This window comes from Streptacidiphilus sp. PAMC 29251 (genome assembly GCF_054208735.2).
On sequence record NZ_CM135725.2, the window covers coordinates 2,974,758 to 2,994,154 of the forward strand.

The window sequence follows — 19,397 nt, forward strand, 5'->3', positions numbered from 1 at the left end:
GGCATGACCAAGACACTCGCCTTGTTGCTCTATCCCGGCCTCACCCCGCTGGACCTGGTGGGGCCGCTCCAGGTGCTGTCGACCCTGGCCCGGATCGACCCCTCGTTCGAAGTGGTCGTCGTCGGGCGGGAGTTGGCTCCGCTGGACACCGACACCCCGCTGAGGCTGGCCCCCAGCCATACCTTCGACCAGGTCACCGCGCCGTTCGCGCTGATCGTGCCCGGCGGGAACGAACCGACCCTGGCCGCCATGGCCGATGAGCCGCTGCTGGACTGGATCCGCCGGGCCGCACGGACGGCCGAGGTCGTCGGCTCGGTCTGCACCGGCTCACTGCTGCTCGGCGCGGCCGGACTGCTCGACGGCCGACGGGCCACTACCCACTGGGGCTTCCGCGACCTGCTGCCCGGGTTCGGGGCGACGCCCGTGGCCGAACGCTGGGTCGAGGACGGTCCGGTGCTGACGGCCGCCGGGGTGTCGGCCGGGATCGACATGGCCCTGCACCTGGTGGCCCGGCTCGCGGGCGAGGAGATCGCCCGGATGGTCCAGCTCTTCATCGAGTACGACCCGCAGCCGCCGCTGGGCGGAATCGACTGGGGGACCACCGACCTGGACTTCTTCAAGCCCTATGCCTGGGCCATGCTGGAATCGTCGCTGGCCGACCATCCGGCACTGCTGGCCCGGCTGACGGGCTGACGGGGGTAACGGGCTGACGGGCGCTCCTCGCGACGGGTGCGGTCGCGAGAAGCGCCCCTGGGTGCCGGGCAGATGGGGTCAGGGCAGATGGGGTCAGGGCAACGGGGTGGGCTTGGCGAGGTAGGACTGGGTGCGGGTGACCCAGTAGTCGGAGTCGCTGGGTGTGCTCTGGTAGGTGCCCACCATCTCCGGCACCCCGTAGGTCCCGGAGCCGGTGCCGGCGCCGAACAGGATCGCCACGATGCCGTCCGCCGCCGCCTCCGGGAGGTGCGAGCCCCAGGTGACGGTGCTGCCGCTGACGGTCACCTTGGGGTCGGCGCCCGGGTTGCTGCTGTAGAAGGCCAGGTTGTTGCCGCTGCTGGTGAACGAGTCGCCGTAGAAGAACGTGGCCGCCGAGTCCTCGTCCTGGTTGGCCGAGACGTCGTCCAGGGCGGGGAACTTCCCGGACGCGTTCCAGTAGGTCGGGCTGGCGGTGAGCGTCGAGTTGAGGTGCCCGGTCGGCAGCTGCCAGAGGACGGCCGGCAGGCCGAGCGACTGGCGGATGGTCTTCACATAGAGCAGGTAGTTGCTCCAGTGCGCGTCGTTCAGATAGCGGATGTCGCCGGCCGGGTTGGGGTCGTGCAGGATGCCGAAGTCCTGCCCCCACTGGTCGAAGGCGACGAAGTCGGCGTCGTAGCCGATGCCGGCCGTCTTGATGAAGTTCGCGACCTGGGTCGCCACGTTCGCCACCGACTGCTGGCCGGCCGTCCAGGTCGTGCCGTCGGTGTCCTTCAGCGCGTCACGGACCGCCCAGGTGTTGACCTGCCAGCCGACGAAGGCAGTCGGGTCGTACTTCTTGATGGCGTAGTTGATCGCCTGGACCAGGCCCTTGAGGTTGTTGCCGAAGGCCGGGTCGCTCCCGCTCGACAGCACACCGGAAGAGTACGCGGCGCTGGTGGCGGCCGGGAACTGGGTGGCGTCGTTGTTGTGGGCGGCGGCGTAGTTCTGCTCCAGGTAGCCGAGCATGTCCGGCTCGATCACCCAGCCGACCGGCTTGCCCGGTGCGGCCGTCTGTGCGGCCTGAGCGGCGGATTTGAGGGCCTGGAAGTAGGTCGTCAGCCAGCTTGCGCTCTGCATGTTGGTGTAGTCGACGGCGGTGCCGTCCACATTGCCGTTCATGCCGTAGTCGACCAGGACCGGCGTCATCCCCAGCTTCTCGGAGTGGGTGACCATGGTGGTCGCGGTCGTGGCCCAGTTGGCGAAGTCTCCGCCGATCAGGTACTCGTAGCCGTAGTCGGGCAGTTTGCCGTGCGACTTCAGCGTGGTGAAGAACGAGTCGACGGTGCTGCCGGGGGTGTAGACCGAGCCGATGGAGAGGTAGTCGGGGTGCCAGGGGGAGGCTCCGCCGCCACCACCGGTGGGGGTCGGCGTCGGGGTGGGAGTCGGGGTCGGCGTGGGCGTTGCGGTCGGCGTGGGCGTTGGGGTTGGGGTCGGAGTCGGCGTGGGTGTGGGGGTCGGCGTGGGAGTCGGCGTGGTGGTGCCGCCGGGGCCGGTGAGTACCACGTCGTCGGCGGCGTAGGAGCCCGTGCCGTACCAGCCGTGCAGGTAGACGGAGATCGACGTGGTGGTCGCGCCGGTGGTGAACGTGGTCGAGAGGGGTTGCCAACCCGTCGCCGAAGGAGTCCAGTTGGCGTTGCCGCCGGTGGCGCCCAGGTAGACATAGGAGCCCTCGACATACGCCGACAGCGTGTAGGCCGTGTTGGGCAGCACCGCGACGGTCTGGGAGCACTGCGCGGTGGAGGACCCGGTCGGCAGCGCCGCGAGCGCGTGCGTGCCGGAGTGGACCGGGGAGGTGACCACCTTGGCGGTCCCGGCATCACAGGTCCAGCCGGACAGGGTGCCGGTCTCAAAGCCGGCGTTGGTGATCGGATTGGTGCTGGCGGCGCTGGCGGTACGGCTGAGGGCGGTGAATCCGAGCGGGACGAGCAGGACGGCGGTCAGAGCGGCGACCGCTCGGTTCCTCTTGCGTCGGTGCACTGTGTGGTACCTCCTGGCAGGGCGGCTTGACGATCGGCACCGCACCGGTGGCGCGCGGAAACCCAAGGCTGTGTACCTGACAAAGCGGGCTTTCCGAACGATGGCCCAGGCCCGCCCGGCCGTCAAGGGTCTAGACCATGAGTTGAGGAGGCGCTAGGGATCCCTTAACGGGCGAAGGCCCCGGCCGGGGTGCGGCCGGAAGCACTGTGCCGCCCATGCTCCGGGCAACCGCTCAGACCGACTCCACGAGCGCTCAAGGGCTAATCTCGAAAGGGACCGTTCCAGGCAAAACCGTCGAGACTGCGAAGAAGAGGTGTGCCATGCCCACGATCACCACCAAGGACGGCGCGGAGATCTTCTACAAGGACTGGGGCCAGGGACAGCCAGTGGTCTTCAGTCACGGCTGGCCGCTCAACGCCGACGCCTGGGACGAACAGGCCCGGCTCGTGGCCGACCACGGCTTCCGCGCCGTCGCCCACGACCGGCGCGGCCACGGCCGCTCCAGCCAGACCTGGGACGGCAACACCATGGACCAGTACGCCGACGACCTGGCCGAGCTGATCGAGAAGCTCGACCTGCACGACGCGATCCTGGTCGGCCACTCCACCGGCGGCGGCGAGGTCGCCCGCTACCTCGGCCGGCACGGAAGCGCCCGGGTCGCCAAGGCCGTCCTGGTGGGCGCCGTCCCGCCGGTGATGCTGAAGTCGGACACCAACCCGGAGGGCACCCCGATCGACGCCTTCGACGGGATCCGGGCCGGCGTCGAAGCGGACCGCTCGCAGTTCTACTACGACCTCAGCGAGGCCTTCTACGGCTACAACCGCCCCGGCGCGACCACCTCCGAGGGCATGCGCCGCTCCTTCTGGCTGATGAGCATGCAGGTCGGCTTCCGCGGCGCCTACGAGTGCGTCAAGCAGTTCTCGGAGACCGACTTCACCGAGGACCTCAAGAAGATCGACGTGCCCACCCTGGTGGCCCACGGCGACGACGACCAGATCGTCCCGATCGCCGCGGCAGGACTGAAGACCGCGCAGATCATCAAGAACGCCACCCTCAAGGTCTACCCGGGCGCCCCGCACGGCATCGCCGGCGAGTACCGCGCGGCCTTCGAGAAGGACCTGCTCGCCTTCATCAAGAGCTGAGCGGAACCTGTCCCCCTGCTTGTCGAATCTGGCCTGTCGAATGCGGGCAGCGAAAGGCCCGGGACCCCTCGGCGAGGTGTCCCGGGCCCGGTCCGCGGCGACTACGGCGTGGCGCCGCCGTCGACGGTGATCACCTGGCCGGTGATCCACCGGCCGGCGTCGCCGACCAGGAACGAGATCACATCCGCGATGTCCTGCGGTTGACCCATCCGCTTGAACGGTGACGCCGCCGCCATCGCCGCCTGCCGCTCCGGCGGGGCGGCGCTGAACATCCCCGGCACGGTCGGGCCCACCCGCAGGGTGTTCACCGTGATCCCGCGCGGGCCCAGTTCCTTGGACGCGACCTTGCCGAACAGCTCCAACGCGGCCTTGCTCGCCGCATACGCGCCGGAGCCGGGGATCGGGTCCTGGACGATGGTGGACGAGATGTTGACCACCCGTCCGCCGTCGGCCAGCAGCCGCGAGGTCTCCCGCAGCACATTCAGCGCACCGCGCACATTGACGTCGAAGACCAGGTCGAAGACCTGCTCGCTCAAGTCGGCGATCGGCTTGGGGATCATCGTTCCGGCGTTGTTGACGACCACGTCGATCCGCCCGAACCGGGCCACCACGTCCGCGAACAGCGCGCCGACCTGATCGGCCTTGGTGACGTCGGCCTGCAGCGCGACGGCGGTGTGGCCCGCCTCCTCGATCTCGGCGACCAGCTGCTTTGCCGCCTCCGCACCGGAGTTGTAGGCCACCACGACCCGGTGACCGTCAGCGGCGAGGGTGCGGGAAACAGTGCTGCCGATGCCACCGGCGCCGCCGGTCACCAGGGCGACTCTGCCGGTCGGGTTCTCGGTTGTCATGGATACCTCTCAACGTGGTGTGGGCAGCAGCCGGTCGGCAACCCAGTCAGCTGCTTGCAGGGTGCAGGTACTGATCAGATTCAGACAGACATGTGCTTCGCGGTCGTGCACAACGAGCTGGTGGTGCGTTCCCCAGGCCCGGTCGAGCTCGTCGAGGGCCGTCAGCGGAAAGATGTCGTCGAGGCGCGCCTGCATGTCCAGATCGTCGTCGCACACAAAAGCGAAACGGAAGTCGTCCTTCAGCCGTCGGGGCAGCCCGTCGAAGGGCGAAATACTGGGCCCGCCCCGCAGGTTGACGATACAACGGAATGCGCCGCCGAGGGCCTGAGCCACCCTCAGCGCGGGATATCCACCGAAACTGATGCCGAAAAAGGCGAGCCGGTACGGATCGATGCGCGCGTCCTCGCGCAGGAGTACGACCGGCCACCGTGCTGGACTCCCGGGCGGCCTGGGCATGGCGATCGCCTCGGGCCACCCAGCGGACCCGCCACTCCTCCCGGAACCCCGCGGACGCCGGGTCCAGGCCCTCGCAGGCGGAGACGGTGATGTCATAGCGGCCGTCATTGGTCGGCCAGACCACATCGGTCTTGTCCCCGGCGGCGACATAGCTGGTGACCGCGGTCCCGCCGAAGTCGTTCGCGCTGACCGTGAAGCGCAGCTCGGTCCCGCCGTCGTTGCTGGGGGCGCACAGCGCGGCGGCGCTGCTCCCACGTGGGAGCAGCGCCGCCGCGGGGGAGGTCAGCCGTAGATTTCGAACTCGGAGAGCTGGGCCGCGATCCAGCCGGTGTTGTTGGTCAAGGAGAGCCGCAGCGCCTGTGCGCTGGTTCCGGGCGGCAGGGTGATGGTGACGACGTTGTTCGCCGCCGGGTCGAAGGTGTAGTCGGCGGACGGGACCAGGGTGGTGAAGTCGGTGCCGTCGGTGGAGCCGAGGACCGAGAGCGTCTCGACCCGGGTGCCCCAGTTGGCCGGCAGGGTGAGCACCACCTTGCTCAGCGGCTGGTTGGAGCCGAGGTCGGCGGTGAGGGTCTGCGGATAGGCGGTGCCGTCCTCGCTCTCCCAGTAGGAGCCGTCATTGCCGTCGTTGGCGTTGGTGGCCGGGAAGTAGGTCAGCGCACTGCTGGACGTCATGGTCGCGCCCAGCGCCAGGTCGGCCGGCGGTGCGACGCCCCCGGCGCCGCCGATGCTGTCGGTGCTGGCGATCAGCTGCACGCTCGTCGCACGGTGGCCCTCGGAGATGCGCAGCGCCCCCTTGGTAATGCCGGCGGCGGACACCGTGGCGCTGACGTCCACCACGCACCAGGACGCGGTGTCCGTGGATGACGCGGCGTCAAGTGAACTGCCGCAGGGGTGGAGTGCGTCCGGTGACACGGTGAAGCCGGCACTGGCCGTGATCGCCCCCAGAGCGGTGGCGGCGCTCCCGGTGTTCATGACGGCGACCTTCTGCACCGGCGTGGCCGTGCCGACTCCCGCATTCTCAAAGGTCGTTGTGCTCGGATAGGCCCACAGTCCGCTCTGCTTCGGCATCCCGCAGGCGCTGGACGACCAACCCCGGTTCCCCGGACCGCGATTGACGGTGAACCCCGCGCCGCAGCTGAACACCCCCGCGCCCCGAACACCGCTCGCCGTGGTGCGGGACACCGAGATCGCACCGGGAGCCTGGTCCTGGAAGACGTAGGTCCCCACATTTCGAACGGTGTTGTCGTTGATCCGCACCTGGGTGACCGCGAAGCCCGCGCTCGGCGGCGTGGTGACCGCCGCGCCGACATAGGCGTTGGAGTTCTGGAACATGAAGGCCGAGTAGGGGCTGTCCAGGATGGTGTTGCCGGTGATGTTCACCGGGGCCGCCATGTCCCCCTGCTGCGGGTCGAACCAGATCGCACCGACCCCGTAGTCCCATCCGGGATCCCATTGCCCGGTGCGTACCAGGGTGTTGCCGCTGATGGTGAGCGGTCCGGACATGGGCACCGAGTCGAACCGCTGTCCGACGTGGATGCCGCCGCCGCGGGTGACGGTGTCCTGGAGCAGGTTGTGGCTGATCACATCGCCCGCACCGGAGCCGTAGACGCCGATGTTGTTGGCCAGTCCCGGCGAGTCCACGGTGTTGTGGGTGAGGACGTCGTCGGTGTCGCCGAAGTTCTCGGACCACAGCGCGAGACCGTCGTCCTGGGTGTTGCGCAGGAAGCTGTTGCTGATCACCGCGTGGGTGACCGGGCCGTTGGCGGCGTTGAGGTTGATGCCGTCGGCGGTGGTGTCCTGGATCCGCAGCCGGTCGAAGGTGAGGTTGGTGCTGGGTCCGACCACCCAGGCGCCGACCTTCTCGTTCTGGATCCACACCCGGGAGATGACGGAGTCGCTGAACCCGCCGTTGAAACCGGTGTCCTGGCTGTTGCTGTCGTCGCGGACGCCGACATTGCCGAACAGCGCCAGATCGGAGATCCGCACCTGCGAACTCGGCGGGTTCTGCTTGCCGTTGAACTCGACGTTCTTCCCGGTCAGCACGGTGTACCACTCGCCCGCACCGGTGACGGCGACCCGGTCGACGTCCAGCGGCTTACTGACGGTGTAGGTCCCGGCCGGCAGGTAGACCGCCTTCCCGGCGGCCGAGGCGTCATTGATCGCCGACTGCAGAGCGGCCGTGACGTCGGTCGCCCCGGTGCTGTCCACGCTGTACGGGGCCCGGGTCACGTCCACCGACCCGGCCGGCTGCCCGAGCGGTGCGGCGACCTGCTCGAAATCAGCTGTGTTGATCACATACCAGGGCGCGTTGTCCCCGGCGTCCACCTGCAGTTTCACCACCGTCCCGGCCGGCAGCACCGAACCGAACCGGTAGCGCACGTCGTTGTAGAAGTCGTGCGGCACCTGACCGTCCGGCTTGCCGACGCTGGGGTTGTTGCTGAACGGGTAGGTCCCGTAGAGCCAGCTGAACTCCGAGGTCAGCGACAGCGCGGTACGCGCCTTGCCGTTGACGTAGAGGTGCAGCGGGGCGGTGATGCCGCCGCCGTGCAGCGAGTCGGGAATCGCGTAGTGGAAGTCAACGGCGTTGGCGGCCTTGGTCAGTGTGAAACTGACGTACTGTCCCACCCCCGCCAGCTGCACGGCCTGACGCCCCGTCGCCTCGGCGGCGAGACTCCCGTAGTGGAAGTCGGGCCCGAGAACGGTGCCGTTGGTGCGGGTGCCGTGGCTGGTGGCGGCGTTGTACTCAGTGAAGGGAACGGGAGCCCCGGCAGAAGCTGGCACCGGGGCGGCCGGCACTGGGGCGGCTGACGCCGTCGTGGCCATCAGGGCGGGCGCGATGAGCAGCGCAGCGGCGAGCATGCGGATGGGTGGGGGAAACATGGCGCTCAACGTACAGACGCGTCAGTTTCTCCACAAGATGTCGATAGAAATAAGCAAGAAACAAACATTATTTGCAAATTATGGACCGGAAGGCGAAAAGCGCAAGCTCGGGCCGCACTATTCCGCGCACCGCAGCATTCGCGGCGGCACTCGCTCCGCAAGAAATGAACAGCCGGCGGGGGCCGGTCGTACGCACGTGTCCCCCGCCGGAGGGCCTCAGCGCTTGGTGGCGCGCAGGACCACGAACTTCGGGCTCGACGCGATGGTCACGCAGTTGCCGAACAGCCGCCGCAGCGTCACGTGGTAGTTGAGGTGCCGGTTGCCGACCACCCAGAGCTGTCCGCCAGGACGCAGCGCGCTGCGGGCGTCGGCGAACATCCGCCGGGCCGCCGCGTCCGTGGTGGCCTGGTGCGAGTGGAACGGCGGGTTGTTCAGGACCAGGTCCACCGACCCCGGCGGCAGGTCGGTCAGGCCGTCGCCGAGCAGGAACCGGGCCTTGGACGGGATCCGGGCCGCCTGGAAGGTGGCCTTGGAGGACGCCAGCGCCTGGTGCGACTCGTCCGCGAAGGTGATCTCCGCGTCCGGGTTGGCCAGGGCCGCGGCGGTGCCGACGATGCCGTTGCCGCTGCCCAGGTCCACCACGTGCTCGGGCCCGGTCCTGGTGGGCAGGTGCTGGAGCAGGAAGCGGGTGCCGATGTCCAGCCGCTCGGCGGAGAAGATGCCCGCGTGGTTGGTGACCTTCAGCCCGGCCGCGGTGCCGAGGGTGGCGTCGTCGGCGGGCAGGGTGTAGGTGACCGGCCAGCCGCTGGGCGCCGGGGTGAGCGCCGGGTCAGGGGTGCAGAAGATCAGCCGGGCCTTCTTGACCGCCAGTGAGGTGCGGGTCGGGCCGAGAATCCGTTCGAACAGCTTCAGCGTCGAGGTGTGGATCTCGGTGACCATCCCGGCCCCGATCACCACCGTGCCCTCGTGGACGGCCGGCGCGAGGCGCAGCAGCTGGTCCTCCAGCAGGGCGAGGCTCTTCGGCACCCGGACCAGCAGCACGTCCACCCGGGCCGGCGCCGGCTCCTGGCTGGAGAGCAGCGTCACCGCGTCCGATGCCAGGCCGTTGCGCTCCAGATTGGCCAGGGTGGCCTGCTGGGTCAGGTACGAGTCGGTGATCTGCACGGTGGTGCCGTCGACGGCGGCGTCGGCGGCCTGCGCGGCGGCCACCGCCGTGGACAGGGCGCCCCAGCGGTCGCCGAGGACGACCACGGTGCCGGTCAGCGCCACCGGTGGGCTGGTCGTGCCGTCCAGCGCCGCGGCGCCGTCGAGCTGCCGCAGCAGGTACTCGTCGGAGGCGTCCCAGGCGCGGAGCGTGTCGCGGGGGTCCTCGGGGAAGCGGGCGAGGGAGTACTCAGCATGTGCAGTCGTCAACTGGTTCATTGTCCGACCAATGTATCCGCAGAGCGGCGGCCCGACCGCATGATGCGGTCGGGCCGCCCCCGAGCGGGCTTCCCGCAGAGGGCTCAGGGCGGGCTTCCCGCAGGGCTCAGGAGCCGGCGGGCCAGGCGATCTGGGTGGAGTGGTAGTAGGTGACGCCCGCCGCCTTCCAGCGGGGGCCCTGGGCGCCGAGGCGGGTGCGGAAGGCGGTCCAGCTGTGGGTGCTCTCCGGGGACCAGCCCAGCTCGGCGAGGGCGGCCAGCCTCGGGAAGGCCATGTACTCGATGTCCGCGCTGGTGACGATGGTCTCGGTCCAGAGCGGGGCCTCGACCCCGAGCACGGCCGAGGCCGGCACGCCGGACAGATAGGCGCCGGGGTCCCAGCCGTACGCCGTCTTGACGTCGGTGAGCCCGGCCCAGTCCTGGCCGAGCGGGGTGCTCTCGGTGTACTTCATGTCCAGGTAGGCGTGGTTCGCCGGGGACATGATGATCTTTGTCCCCTTCTTGGCCGCGGCCGCCACCGCCTTGTTGCTGGTGGTGGTGTCCCAGAACTGGGCGACCGTGGACGGCAGCAGGGTGGCGTTGACCACGTCGTGCCAGCCGATCGCGGTCTTGCCGTGGGCCGCGGCGATCGCCTGCACCTTGTTGACGAAGGTCGCGTAGTCGGCGGCGCTGGTGGACTGCGCCTCGTCCCCGCCGATGTGCAGGTACGGGCCGGGGGTCAGCGCGGCCAGCTGCCCGATCACGTCGTCGAGGAAGGTGTAGGTGACCGGGCTCGCCACGCAGAGCGAGCTGAAGCCCACGTCGGTGCCGGTGTAGAGCGGGGGCGCGACGCCGTCGCAGTTCAGCTGGGCGTAGGAGGACTGGGCCGCGTTGGTGTGGCCCGGCATGTCGATCTCCGGGACGACGGTGATGTAGTGCTGCTGCGCGTACGCCACGATCGCCGAGTAGTCGGCCTGGGTGTAGTAGCCGCCGGGGCCGCCGCCGACCTCGGTGCTGCCGCCGTGCGAGGTGAGCAGCGGCCAGCCGTTGATGGCGATCCGCCAGCCCTGGTCGTCGGAGAGGTGCAGGTGCAGGTAGTCGATCTTGTAGCGGGAGATCTGGTCGATGTACCGCTCGACCTGGGCCACGGTGAAGAAGTGCCGGGCGACGTCCAGCATCGCGCCGCGGTAGGCGTAGCGCGGGTAGTCGACCACCCGTCCGCCCGGCACGGTCCACGGACCGGGCTGGACGCTGCTGCTCTCCACCGTCGGCGGCAGCAGTTCGAGCAGGGTCTGCACCCCGGCGAACAGCCCGGCCGCGGCCCGGGCCCGGACGGTGACACCGGACCCGGTGACGTCCAGCTGGTAGCCCTGGGCGCCGACCGAGGCGGGCGCGCCGGACAGCCGCAGCGCGATCGATCCGGTGCCGGTGGTGACCGGGACCGCGTAGCCGGTGGACTTGTGCAGGATGGCGGAGAGGTAGCTGCCGATTCCCGGCACGTCGCTGGAGATGCTGGTGGAGGAGGGCAGCGTGTAGCTGACCCCGGCCGCCGGAACGGCGCTGACCGGGGCCGGGACGATGTCGGCGAAGCTCTCGACCGCGGCCCGGGGCTTGGCGGCGGCGGCCGCGCCGGCAGCAGGAGCCGTGGCCGCGCCCAGGGTGGCGAGGAGGGTGGCGCTGACGGCGGCGAGGGCGGCTAAGAGTCGGCGGGAGCGTTGGACCATGGGGGCCTCCGTAGATGGGGTCGAACACCGGGCCGGGGGCGCGCCTGCTGGGCGCGCCCCCGGCCTACGTGCCGTCAGACGACGATGCGGTCCAGGTTCGGAGCGCCCGCCGAGGGGTTGGAGAAGGTGATGGTGTTGCCGCTACCGGCGTTGCGCTGGACGGTGACGGTCTTGGTGACCACGGTGTTGTAGTCGGGTGTCTCCGGGAAGTTGACGGTCTGTGGGGTGCCGTTGACGGTGACCGTCGCGGAACGGGCCTGACCGACGCTCATGAAGTAGATGGTCAGGGTGTAACTACCCGTCGCCGGTTCGGAGATGCCGGTGAAGGTCGCCGTACCGCCGTTGCCCAGGTAGCTGAGCTTCTTGCCGCCGGAGCAGTGCGAGCAGTTGGTGATGGTGGTGCCGCCCGCGAGCGTCGCCGCCTCGGCCTCGTACGACTTGTTTCCGCCCGGGGCCGCCGGTGTGGTGACCGACAGCGCGGTCCCGGAGGCCGAGGCGTTCCCGGCCGCGTCGTGCGCCCGCACCGAGTAGAGGTACGAGGTGGACGGGGCGACGGTGCTGTCCGTCGCGGTGGTGCCGGTGACCGTGCTCAGCAGCGAACCGTCCCGGTAGACGTCGTAGCCGGTGACCCCGACGTTGTCGGTACTGGCGTCCCAGGCCAGCGCCACGCTCCCGGAGGCCACCGAGGTGGTCCGCAGGTTCGCCGGGACGGTGGGCGGCTGGGTGTCGCCCCCGCCGCCGGCGGCCGGGGTGGTCACCGACAGCGCCGTACTCGCCGCCGAGGCGTTCCCGGCGGCGTCATGGGCCTTCACGGTGTAGCTGTAGCTGGTGGAGGCCGCGACCGTGGCGTCGGTCGCGGTGGTGCCGGTGACCGTGCTCAGCAGCGAGCCGTCCCGGTAGACGTCGTAGCCGGTGACCCCGACGTTGTCGGTGCTCGCGTCCCAGGCCAGCGCCACGCTCCCGGAGGCCACCGAGGTGGTCCGCAGGTTCGCCGGCGCCGAGGGGGCCTGGGTGTCGCCGCCACCGCCGCCGATGGGCGCGGCGACGTCCTGCTTGGCCGCGTTCCAGCCGGAGACGCTGATCACCGGGGTGGCCCCGGCCAGGTCGGCGGACTTGTAGCTGACGCTCACGGTCTGCGACTCACCCGGCCACAGGGTGATGTCGTTGTCGCTCCACAGCGCCGAGGGCAGCTGGTTGTCCCCGGACGCCTCCGCCCCGGACGCGGTGCCCCGGCGCACGTCCGTGCGCAGGAAGAAGCCGACGGTGGGCGTGGTCGAGGTGTTGGTCAGGGTCACATGGGTGACGGTGTCGGCGCCGTTGGGACCGGCCTGGGCCTGCGAGACGGCGGTGGCCTTGATGGTGCTCGCCGCCAGGGAGTTGAGGCCCTGCAGATTGGCGTAGGTGGTCAGCACGGCGGCGGGGTGGTCGATGGTGGAGGACCAGTTGACCGCGTCCTTCTGGGTGGACTGCCAGTAGACGTTGCGGTCGACCACGGTCGAACCTTGACGCACCGTCAGTTCGACGAAGTAGGTCTGCGCGGTGGAGCCGGTCGGGACCTTGGGGGTGATCACCGAGGTGCGCACCTGCTGGCCGGTCAGGCTGATCCCGCTGACGGTCTGGTCGTCCAGCACCGCCCCGGCCAGGCTGTAGACCTTGGCCTCGACCGAGACACCGCTCTGGGTGGTGGAGCCGATGTTGTCCAGCGCGACGGTGCCGTTGTCCTGGGTGTAGAGGGCGTGCAGCGGCTCGTTGGCCTTCTTCGCGCCGTAGAAGCTGCCGGCCTGGTCGCCGTCCTCGTTGTAGAGGTCCCAGAGCACGGTCGGCCAGCCCTTGTTGAGCTGCCAGTAGATGGTGCCGGTGGACGGGGTCGGGGTGCTGGTCGAGTGCGCCATGAACGCCTCGAACTGCGCCCTGGTGTTCTCGTAGTTCTGGACCTGGGCCTCCTCGACATAGTTGTTCAGGCTGGTCGGCGCGCCGTAGCGGGCACTGAGCGCCTTGTCGAAGAGGGTGACCGTGCCGAACTTGTAGTCACCGGTGCCGGTCTCGTAGTTGGCGTGGTACTGGTTGGCGCCCGGGCTCTGCCACAGCGCGTTCTGGTCCGCCGGGGAGAGGAAGCGGTTCATCGAGTCCTGGGTCGGGATGGTGTCGCCGGCGCTCTCCTCGGTGTCCAGGCCCCAGGAACCGCCCGCGTTGGTCTGGCTGTCACCCGAGTCGCCGTGGGTGTTGTCGTACCAGTAGTTCGGCGGGACGTAGTCGTACGGGCCCTCCTTCTGCCCGGACGCGCCCAGGGTCGGTCCCGGGTTCTCCTCGGCGGAGGAGACCACCGGGACGTTGAAGTCGGCCGCCTTGAACTGGGCCAGGGTGGCGCTCTCGTCGGCGGCGGCCGGGGCGTTGTCGCTCCAGCTGAAGGCGACCACGCTGGGGTGGTCCACCTCGTTCTGGGCCACGGTCAGCGCCGAGTTGGTGGCCACGGTCAGCGTCTGGCCGCTGATCGTGCCCTCCCAGGCGTCGCAGCACTGGTAGCCGGAGTAGATCATGATCCCGGCGGCGTCCATCTGCTGGTAGAAGTCGTCCGGCATGAAGTGGCCTTCGAGCCGCAGCATGTTGACGCCCAGGTTCTTCAGGATCGCCACCTGCTTGGCGATGTCCGCCGCGTCGTAGTGCAGGAACAGGTCCTCGGCGAAGCCGCCGCCGCGGACCACGAAGGGCACCCCGTTGACGGAGAACTGCCGTGCGCCGTCCGGGGCGAGGGTGGACTTGCCGATGATCGCCGAGCTGGTGCTCCTGATTCCGAAGGTGCCGCTGGTCGAGTTGGAGACGGTGCTGCCCTGCGTGACCGAGGAGGTCAGCGTGTAGAGCGGCTGCGCGCCCATCTGGTACGGCCACCAGACCTTGGGCTGACTGATCGTCAACCCCGGGAAGCCGGAAGGCGCGAAGGTCACCGTCTGGGTGCTGTTGGCGGGCACGGTGACGCTCTGCTGCACCGTGATCGGCGCGGCGCCGCTGCCGCCGGGGGCGGTGACGGTCGCCGAGACGGTGCCGGTCTGCGCGGACGAACTGTGGTTGGTGACACTGCCCTTGACCGTCAGCGCGGAGCTGGTCAGGGCGGCGTTGTTGCTCTCCACCACATGGGTGTTGGCGATGCTGAGCGCGTTGGCGACCTGGAGCTGGACCGGGAACTGGATGCCGGTGTTGTTGTCCGGCGGGATCTGGTTCCAGTCCACGTCGTCCAGGGTCAGCATCTTGCTCGGGTCGTTCGGGTACACCTCCAGCGCCAGGGAGTTGGCGCCCGAGGTGAGGATCCCGGTGACGTCGAAGGTGTAGCGGGTGTACGCGCCCTGCACGGTGGACTGGGTGGCGACCTCATGGCCGTTCACCCACACGTCGGCCTGGCCGACGATCCCGTTGACGATCAGGCTGGCGTACTGGCCGGACTGCAGCGAGGCGTTGAAGTCGGTGCGGTACCACCACGGGTCCTTGAACTGCGCCACGGTCTCGGCGCCGACCTTGGTCATCGAGCCGAAGCAGGTCTTCATGTTGTTGGAGTAGAAGACGTTGGGACACTTGCCGTTCTGCAGCAGTGCCTCGATCTCGGTGCCGGGGCCGCCGCCGTCGTCCGCCGCGACCGGGAGCCAACTCGCGGTGGCGAAGCCGGGGGTGGAGATCTGCGCGCCGCCCTGGGTGGCGGTGGCACTGGTCAGCACCTTCCAGCCGGCGCTGCCGAGGGTCACCGCGGGGCCGCTGACCGCGGGGGTCGCAGTGACGTGGGCCGCAGTGACGTGGGCCGCGGCGGCGGGGGTGGCAGCAGCGGGGGCCGCGCCCCGGCCGGCGACGGTCATGGCGAGTATGAGCAGAAGTAGGACGAAGAACCGGGTATGCGCCGTTCTGACGTTCACGGGGCCTCCTCGCAGCACGATCTAGTTAAGTAAACTAACTTGACAATGTGTGAAGGTACGCCCGGCTTGTCGCGCGGTCAACAAGGCCGACGGCCAAACGCCCGTGACAGCGGAACCCTTGATCCGCTAGGTTCCACCCAGCTTCTTATCTGATCTTTATCTCGGGGTTCCGTGAACATCGACTTCAGCAACCAGCCGCTCTTCTCCTGGTACGTCGTGCTGCTCGCGATCAGCGGCGTGGCGCTCATCGGCCTCGGCATCGCGCCGACCGGCCGGACCGGCATGCGGATCTTCAACGGCCTGGTCGGCGCGGCCTTCCTCGGCTATGCCGTCTACCTGGGATTCATCTTCCAGGGCGGCAGCTACCTCATCTTCTTCAAGGCCTTCATCGTGCCGGTGCTGCTTGATCGCCAACACCGTCAAGTCCTACAACGGCCGCCGCCACGCGGCTGCCGCACAGGCCCAGTACCCGCAGGCCCAGTACCCGCAGGCGCAGCCGACGCCCGCCGCGTCGGCTGCCGACCCGCAGGGCTGACGACTACCCCGCCAGCGTGCGGAGTTGGGCCAGGTCCTCGGCGGAGGCGCCGAGGGCCTCGGCCTGGGAGAAGAGGGCGGGGATGTCCTTGGGGCGGCCCCACTGGCGGAGGAACTCGGCGTAGGCGAGCAGCGCGTGCAGGTCGCCCGCCTCGATGCCGCTGCGGTAGCAGTCCTCCGCGGTGCGGCGGTCCTTCTGGTCCTCGTAGATCAGTGCCAGGTTCAGCCAGGCGTTGGCCTCGCCCTCCTCCGCGGCGGCGGTGTAGTGCTGGATCGCCTCGTCGAAGCGCCCGCGGTCGGCGAGGAACACCGCGTAGTCGAAGTGCGCGCCAACCTCCTCGTCCTGGACCGCGGTCAGGAACTCGCCCTCCGCGGCCGACTGCTCGTCCGGCGTGCCGTGCTCGGCGCAGAAGTTGGCCCAGGCCAGCTGCGCGCCCTCGATCTCGTCGTCCAGCGCCTCGGCCAGGTGCGCCCTGGCCTCGCTGAAGTTGCCCAGCTGCTGCTCGGCCTCGGCCATCGGCACCAGCACCGAGCGGACGCCCGCGTCCAGCCCGCGCCGCAGCCAGCGCAGCGCCTCCTCGGGCTGCTCCGCCTCCAGGTGCATCCGGCCCAGGTTGCCCAGCGCCATCGGGTCGCCGCGCTCGACCGCCAGGGTCAGCACCTCCTCGGCCTCGACCAGCCGCTCCGGGTCGTCGCTGAGGAACACGCCGAAGTCGTTGAGCGCCCCGGCCGCGCCCGCGTCGATGGCCCGCCGGTACCAGGTCTCGGCCTGCTCGCGGTCGTCCAGCTCGTCGGCGAGCACCGCCGCCGTCCACAGGGTGACCTCGCGGCCGCGCTCGTGCGCCTCCTGGAGGTTCTTCAGCGCCTCCTCCGGCTCCTCGATCTCGACCAGCAGCGCGGCCAGCGCCTCGTAGGCGCCGGAGACGCCGTCGTCCGCGGTCTGCTGCAGCACCTCCAGCGCGGCGTCGACGTCGCCCCAGGCCTCGACCAGGTCGAGCAGCTTCTCGGCGACCTCGTCGTGCCTGCTCTCCCACGCCCGCGCGTACAACTCCAGGGCTTCCGCGTGGCGGCCCTTGGCCGCCTCCTCGTCGGCGCGCTGCACAAGAACCTGCTCGGACATGGCGATTTCCTTCCTCGGATCGGACGAGCACAAGTATCGCCGCCCGCGCGCCCTCCGCGCGCACCCGCCCCGACCTGCGGCGACGATCGTGTGAAAAGATCGCCCCCATGCCGATCGAACAGACGCCGGGCTGGTCCGAGGTCGCGGACCGGGTGTTCCAGCGCCGGTACCACCCCTGGGACGTGACCGTCAGTGTGATCGTCGGCGCGGACGGCCTGGCCGTGGTCGACACCCGGTGCAGCCCGGCCGAGGCGCGCGAGCTGCGGGAGCACCTGCGGCAGCTGTCGCCGGCCCCGGTCCGGTGGGTGGTGAACACCCACGCCCACTTCGACCACGTGCTGGGCAACACCGAGTTCGTCCCGCCCAGCCAGGTCCCCGGCGCGGAGCTGTGGGCGCACCGCGCGGCGGCGGCGGAGATCACCGGCACGGCCGTCCCGGACCACCTGGTGGACCGGACCCACACCCTCGACCTCGGCGACCGCGCGGTCCAGCTGCTGTTCCCGGGCCGCGGCCACACCGACGGCGACCTGCTGCTGCTGGTCCCGGACGCGGACGCGCTGCTGGCCGGCGACCTGGTGGAGGAGTCGGGACCGCCCGCCTTCGGCTCCGACTCCTATCCGCTGGACTGGGCGCCCACCCTGGACGCCCTGCTGGCCCGCACCGGCCCCGGCACGGTGGTCGTCCCCGGCCACGGCGCCCCGGTCGACGCCGCCTTCGTGCGCGGGCAGCGCGACGAACTGGCGGCGGTCGCCGAGCAGCTGACCGCCCGGCACGCGAGCGGAGTGCCGGTCGGTTCGGCCCTGGCCTCGGGCCAGTGGCCCTACCCCGCCGAGGGGCTGCGCGACGCCGCGGAACGGGCCTACGCCCAGCTGGACGGCACCCTGCGCTGACTGTCAGCACCGGTTCAGCCCAGCGGGTCGGCCAGCTCCCAGCCGCGGGCCAGCAGCAGGTCGACCTGTTGCAGGGCGGCGGTCAGCCGGGTCTCGCGGTCGCCGTGGAGTTCCAGCCAGGGCACCTGCTGCGCCGTCAGCACCTCGCGGAAGCGCTGGGTCATCCAGGGCCGCAGGTGCTCGCCGTCCCGCAGCCCGTCGTCGTGGAACGGGACGTCCGCGTCCGCCGTGAGCAGGTAGAGCGCCCGGGGCGGGACCGCGGCGGCGAGGTCGCGGACGGGCAGGGTGCTGCGGCCCCGGTAGCGCTCCTGCCAGACCGTGGTGGCCAGCGCGTCGGTGTCGCAGACCAGGACCGGGCCGCCGGCCCTGGCGGCCCGCTGCTCGTCGGCGGCCTGGTTGCGGACCACGGTCTCGAAGTCCTGGTCGTCCCACTCCAGGTCGAAGACGGTGGGCGCGGGGCCGGCCGGGTCGGCCGCGGCGCGGGCCAGCGCCAGCTTCACCACCGTCAGCTCCCTGCCGTACTCCGGCACCCAGCCGGTCTGCGCATGCGGGCCGCCCCGGGCCCGGAGCGCGGCGGCGAGGTCGCGGGAGAGCGTGGTGGTGCCGGTGGACTCCGCGCCGAGCACCACCACCCGGCGCGCGAACCAGGCCCGGACCGGGGGTTCCAGCGCGTCCCAGTGCGCCACCGGGTCGGCCCTGACCTTGGTGCCGGAGACCGTGAAGGTCTCCCTGGCCCGGTCCAGCAGCACTGCCGCCGCGCCGAAGCGGCGAGCCAGCTCGGTCCCGTAGGACTCGGAGCTGAAGACCGCGTCGACCGGGCGGTCGGCGTGCGGGCCCAGCGCCACGCCCTGCCGCATCAGCGCGACGTGCCCGGCCCAGATGTCCTCGCTCTCCAGGTCGATCGGCAGGTTGTCGACCATCCCGGTCACCGCCACCCCGGGCCGGTCGGCACAGGCCTCGCGGAGCCAGCCGACCCGGGTCGCCAGCGGTACGGACTCCACGTCCGCGGCCATCACCACCACGGTCACCCGCTCGCAGTGGTCGGCGGCGGTGCGGATCAGGAAATGGTGCCCGCTGTGCGCGGGGTAGAACTTCCCGATGACCAGGCCGTGCGCGAATTGACGACGCGTCATGCCGCCACCGCCACATCCGCACGTGCCGGGGCAGCAGTGGCCAGCTCCCGGTGCCAGGCCCGTAGGCCGAGCAGGCACATGCTGAGGAAGAGCACATAGACGATGCCGGTCAGATTCAGCGCCTTGGTGAAGTAGAGCGGGACATAGACCACGTCGGCCGCGATCCAGAAGTACCAGTTCTCGATCTGCTTGGCGTTGAGCAGCCACTGCGCGGCCAGCGACAGCGCGGTGGTGAGCGCGTCCCAGAACGGCGCGATGTCATGGGCCTGCGTCAGCACCACGGTCAGCCCCCAGGTCACCGGGACCAGCAGGGCGAGCAGCACCAGCAGCGTGCGGCGGTCCGCCCGGCCCATCGCCCGCCGGGTGCGCAGTTCGCCGCCGTGCAGCCAGACCCACCAGCCGACGGCGGCCAGGCCGAGGTAGACGATCTGCAGCAGCGCGTCCGCGTAGAGCCGGGCGCTCCAGAACAGCACCAGCCAGAACAGGTTGTTGGCGATCCCGACCGGGAAGTTCCACACCTTCACCTTGACGGTGAGCCACACCCCGATCGCGCCGGTGGCGAAGCCGAGCAGCTCGGCCCAGCTGACGGCGTCCTGGCCGACGTGGAACAGGACGGTGTTGAGCGGAGCGACCAGCTCGCCCAGGGCATGGCTGACATCCATGGC

15 protein-coding genes are annotated in these 19,397 nt (G+C 70.2%); 4 read left to right on the plus strand and 11 right to left on the minus strand.

Going from position 1 to position 19,397, the window contains the following annotated elements; all coding sequences use genetic code 11:
- The first annotated feature begins 3 nt into the window (after positions 1-3).
- Entirely contained in the window at positions 4-693 is a 690-nt protein-coding gene (locus ACXKR8_RS13965) for a DJ-1/PfpI family protein (protein WP_458273235.1), read from the plus strand.
- 93 nt (positions 694-786) lie between these two features.
- Here the strand turns inward: ACXKR8_RS13965 and ACXKR8_RS13970 are convergent, their stop codons facing one another.
- Complete coding sequence (locus ACXKR8_RS13970) at positions 787-2,709, minus strand: carbohydrate binding domain-containing protein (protein ID WP_458273236.1); 1,923 nt, start codon at positions 2,707-2,709, stop codon at positions 787-789.
- 320 nt (positions 2,710-3,029) lie between these two features.
- Between ACXKR8_RS13970 and ACXKR8_RS13975 the strand changes: the two genes are divergently transcribed.
- A complete protein-coding gene (locus ACXKR8_RS13975; RefSeq protein ID WP_458273237.1) occupies positions 3,030-3,851 on the plus strand; it encodes an alpha/beta fold hydrolase in 822 nt (273 codons plus the stop codon).
- 101 nt (positions 3,852-3,952) lie between these two features.
- Here the strand turns inward: ACXKR8_RS13975 and ACXKR8_RS13980 are convergent, their stop codons facing one another.
- The 7 genes from ACXKR8_RS13980 to ACXKR8_RS14010 all read right to left on the minus strand — a co-directional run bounded on the left by ACXKR8_RS13980 (position 3,953) and on the right by ACXKR8_RS14010 (position 15,469).
- Entirely contained in the window at positions 3,953-4,699 is a 747-nt protein-coding gene (locus tag ACXKR8_RS13980) for an SDR family oxidoreductase (protein WP_458273238.1), read from the minus strand.
- Between the two features lie 9 nt (positions 4,700-4,708).
- Positions 4,709-5,155 (minus strand): alpha/beta hydrolase family protein, encoded by a 447-nt coding sequence (locus tag ACXKR8_RS13985; RefSeq protein ID WP_458273239.1) that lies wholly within the window; start codon positions 5,153-5,155, stop codon positions 4,709-4,711.
- 282 nt (positions 5,156-5,437) lie between these two features.
- A complete protein-coding gene (locus tag ACXKR8_RS13990; RefSeq protein ID WP_458273240.1) occupies positions 5,438-8,035 on the minus strand; it encodes a discoidin domain-containing protein in 2,598 nt (865 codons plus the stop codon).
- Positions 8,036-8,251: 216 nt separating this feature from the next.
- Positions 8,252-9,448, minus strand: coding sequence for a methyltransferase (locus tag ACXKR8_RS13995; RefSeq protein WP_458273241.1), 1,197 nt, complete (start codon positions 9,446-9,448; stop codon positions 8,252-8,254).
- 115 nt (positions 9,449-9,563) lie between these two features.
- Positions 9,564-11,159: a beta-N-acetylhexosaminidase gene (locus ACXKR8_RS14000; protein ID WP_458273242.1), complete on the minus strand. Its 1,596-nt coding sequence runs from the start codon at positions 11,157-11,159 to the stop codon at positions 9,564-9,566.
- A gap of 74 nt (positions 11,160-11,233) precedes the next feature.
- Entirely contained in the window at positions 11,234-15,055 is a 3,822-nt protein-coding gene (locus tag ACXKR8_RS14005; RefSeq protein ID WP_458273243.1) for a glycosyl hydrolase 2 galactose-binding domain-containing protein, read from the minus strand.
- Between the two features lie 156 nt (positions 15,056-15,211).
- Positions 15,212-15,469: a hypothetical protein gene (locus ACXKR8_RS14010; protein ID WP_462100494.1), complete on the minus strand. Its 258-nt coding sequence runs from the start codon at positions 15,467-15,469 to the stop codon at positions 15,212-15,214.
- Here ACXKR8_RS14010 and ACXKR8_RS14015 point away from each other — a divergent pair.
- On the plus strand, positions 15,459-15,590 hold the full coding sequence (locus ACXKR8_RS14015; RefSeq protein ID WP_462100495.1) for a hypothetical protein: 132 nt from the start codon (positions 15,459-15,461) through the stop codon (positions 15,588-15,590). The genes ACXKR8_RS14010 and ACXKR8_RS14015 overlap by 11 nt on opposite strands.
- 3 nt (positions 15,591-15,593) lie before the next feature.
- On the opposite strand, the gene ACXKR8_RS14020 is transcribed toward ACXKR8_RS14015, so the two are convergent.
- Entirely contained in the window at positions 15,594-16,709 is a 1,116-nt protein-coding gene (locus tag ACXKR8_RS14020; RefSeq protein WP_458273245.1) for a tetratricopeptide repeat protein, read from the minus strand.
- A gap of 107 nt (positions 16,710-16,816) precedes the next feature.
- On the opposite strand from ACXKR8_RS14020, the gene ACXKR8_RS14025 reads away from it, so the two are divergent.
- Entirely contained in the window at positions 16,817-17,599 is a 783-nt protein-coding gene (locus tag ACXKR8_RS14025) for an MBL fold metallo-hydrolase (RefSeq protein ID WP_458273246.1), read from the plus strand.
- A gap of 14 nt (positions 17,600-17,613) precedes the next feature.
- Here the strand turns inward: ACXKR8_RS14025 and ACXKR8_RS14030 are convergent, their stop codons facing one another.
- Together ACXKR8_RS14030 and pnuC are read right to left on the minus strand one after the other, a co-directional pair.
- Positions 17,614-18,732: an AAA family ATPase gene (locus ACXKR8_RS14030; RefSeq protein WP_458273247.1), complete on the minus strand. Its 1,119-nt coding sequence runs from the start codon at positions 18,730-18,732 to the stop codon at positions 17,614-17,616.
- Positions 18,729-19,394: a nicotinamide riboside transporter PnuC gene (gene pnuC / locus ACXKR8_RS14035; protein ID WP_458273248.1), complete on the minus strand. Its 666-nt coding sequence runs from the start codon at positions 19,392-19,394 to the stop codon at positions 18,729-18,731. The genes ACXKR8_RS14030 and pnuC overlap by 4 nt, the downstream gene beginning before the upstream one ends.
- Between the last annotated feature and the right edge of the window lie 3 nt (positions 19,395-19,397).

Coding starts and splice junctions, on each gene's coding strand:
- ACXKR8_RS13965 (WP_458273235.1), top strand. CDS start 4: ATGACCAAGACACTCGCCTTGTTGCTCTATCCCGGCCTCACCCCGCTG.
- ACXKR8_RS13990 (WP_458273240.1), bottom strand. CDS start 8,035: ATGTTTCCCCCACCCATCCGCATGCTCGCCGCTGCGCTGCTCATCGCG.
- ACXKR8_RS14025 (WP_458273246.1), top strand. CDS start 16,817: ATGCCGATCGAACAGACGCCGGGCTGGTCCGAGGTCGCGGACCGGGTG.
- pnuC (WP_458273248.1), bottom strand. CDS start 19,394: ATGGATGTCAGCCATGCCCTGGGCGAGCTGGTCGCTCCGCTCAACACC.
- ACXKR8_RS14000 (WP_458273242.1), bottom strand. CDS start 11,159: ATGGTCCAACGCTCCCGCCGACTCTTAGCCGCCCTCGCCGCCGTCAGC.
- ACXKR8_RS14030 (WP_458273247.1), bottom strand. CDS start 18,732: ATGACGCGTCGTCAATTCGCGCACGGCCTGGTCATCGGGAAGTTCTAC.
- ACXKR8_RS13980 (WP_458273238.1), bottom strand. CDS start 4,699: ATGACAACCGAGAACCCGACCGGCAGAGTCGCCCTGGTGACCGGCGGC.
- ACXKR8_RS13985 (WP_458273239.1), bottom strand. CDS start 5,155: ATGCCCAGGCCGCCCGGGAGTCCAGCACGGTGGCCGGTCGTACTCCTG.
- ACXKR8_RS13975 (WP_458273237.1), top strand. CDS start 3,030: ATGCCCACGATCACCACCAAGGACGGCGCGGAGATCTTCTACAAGGAC.
- ACXKR8_RS14020 (WP_458273245.1), bottom strand. CDS start 16,709: ATGTCCGAGCAGGTTCTTGTGCAGCGCGCCGACGAGGAGGCGGCCAAG.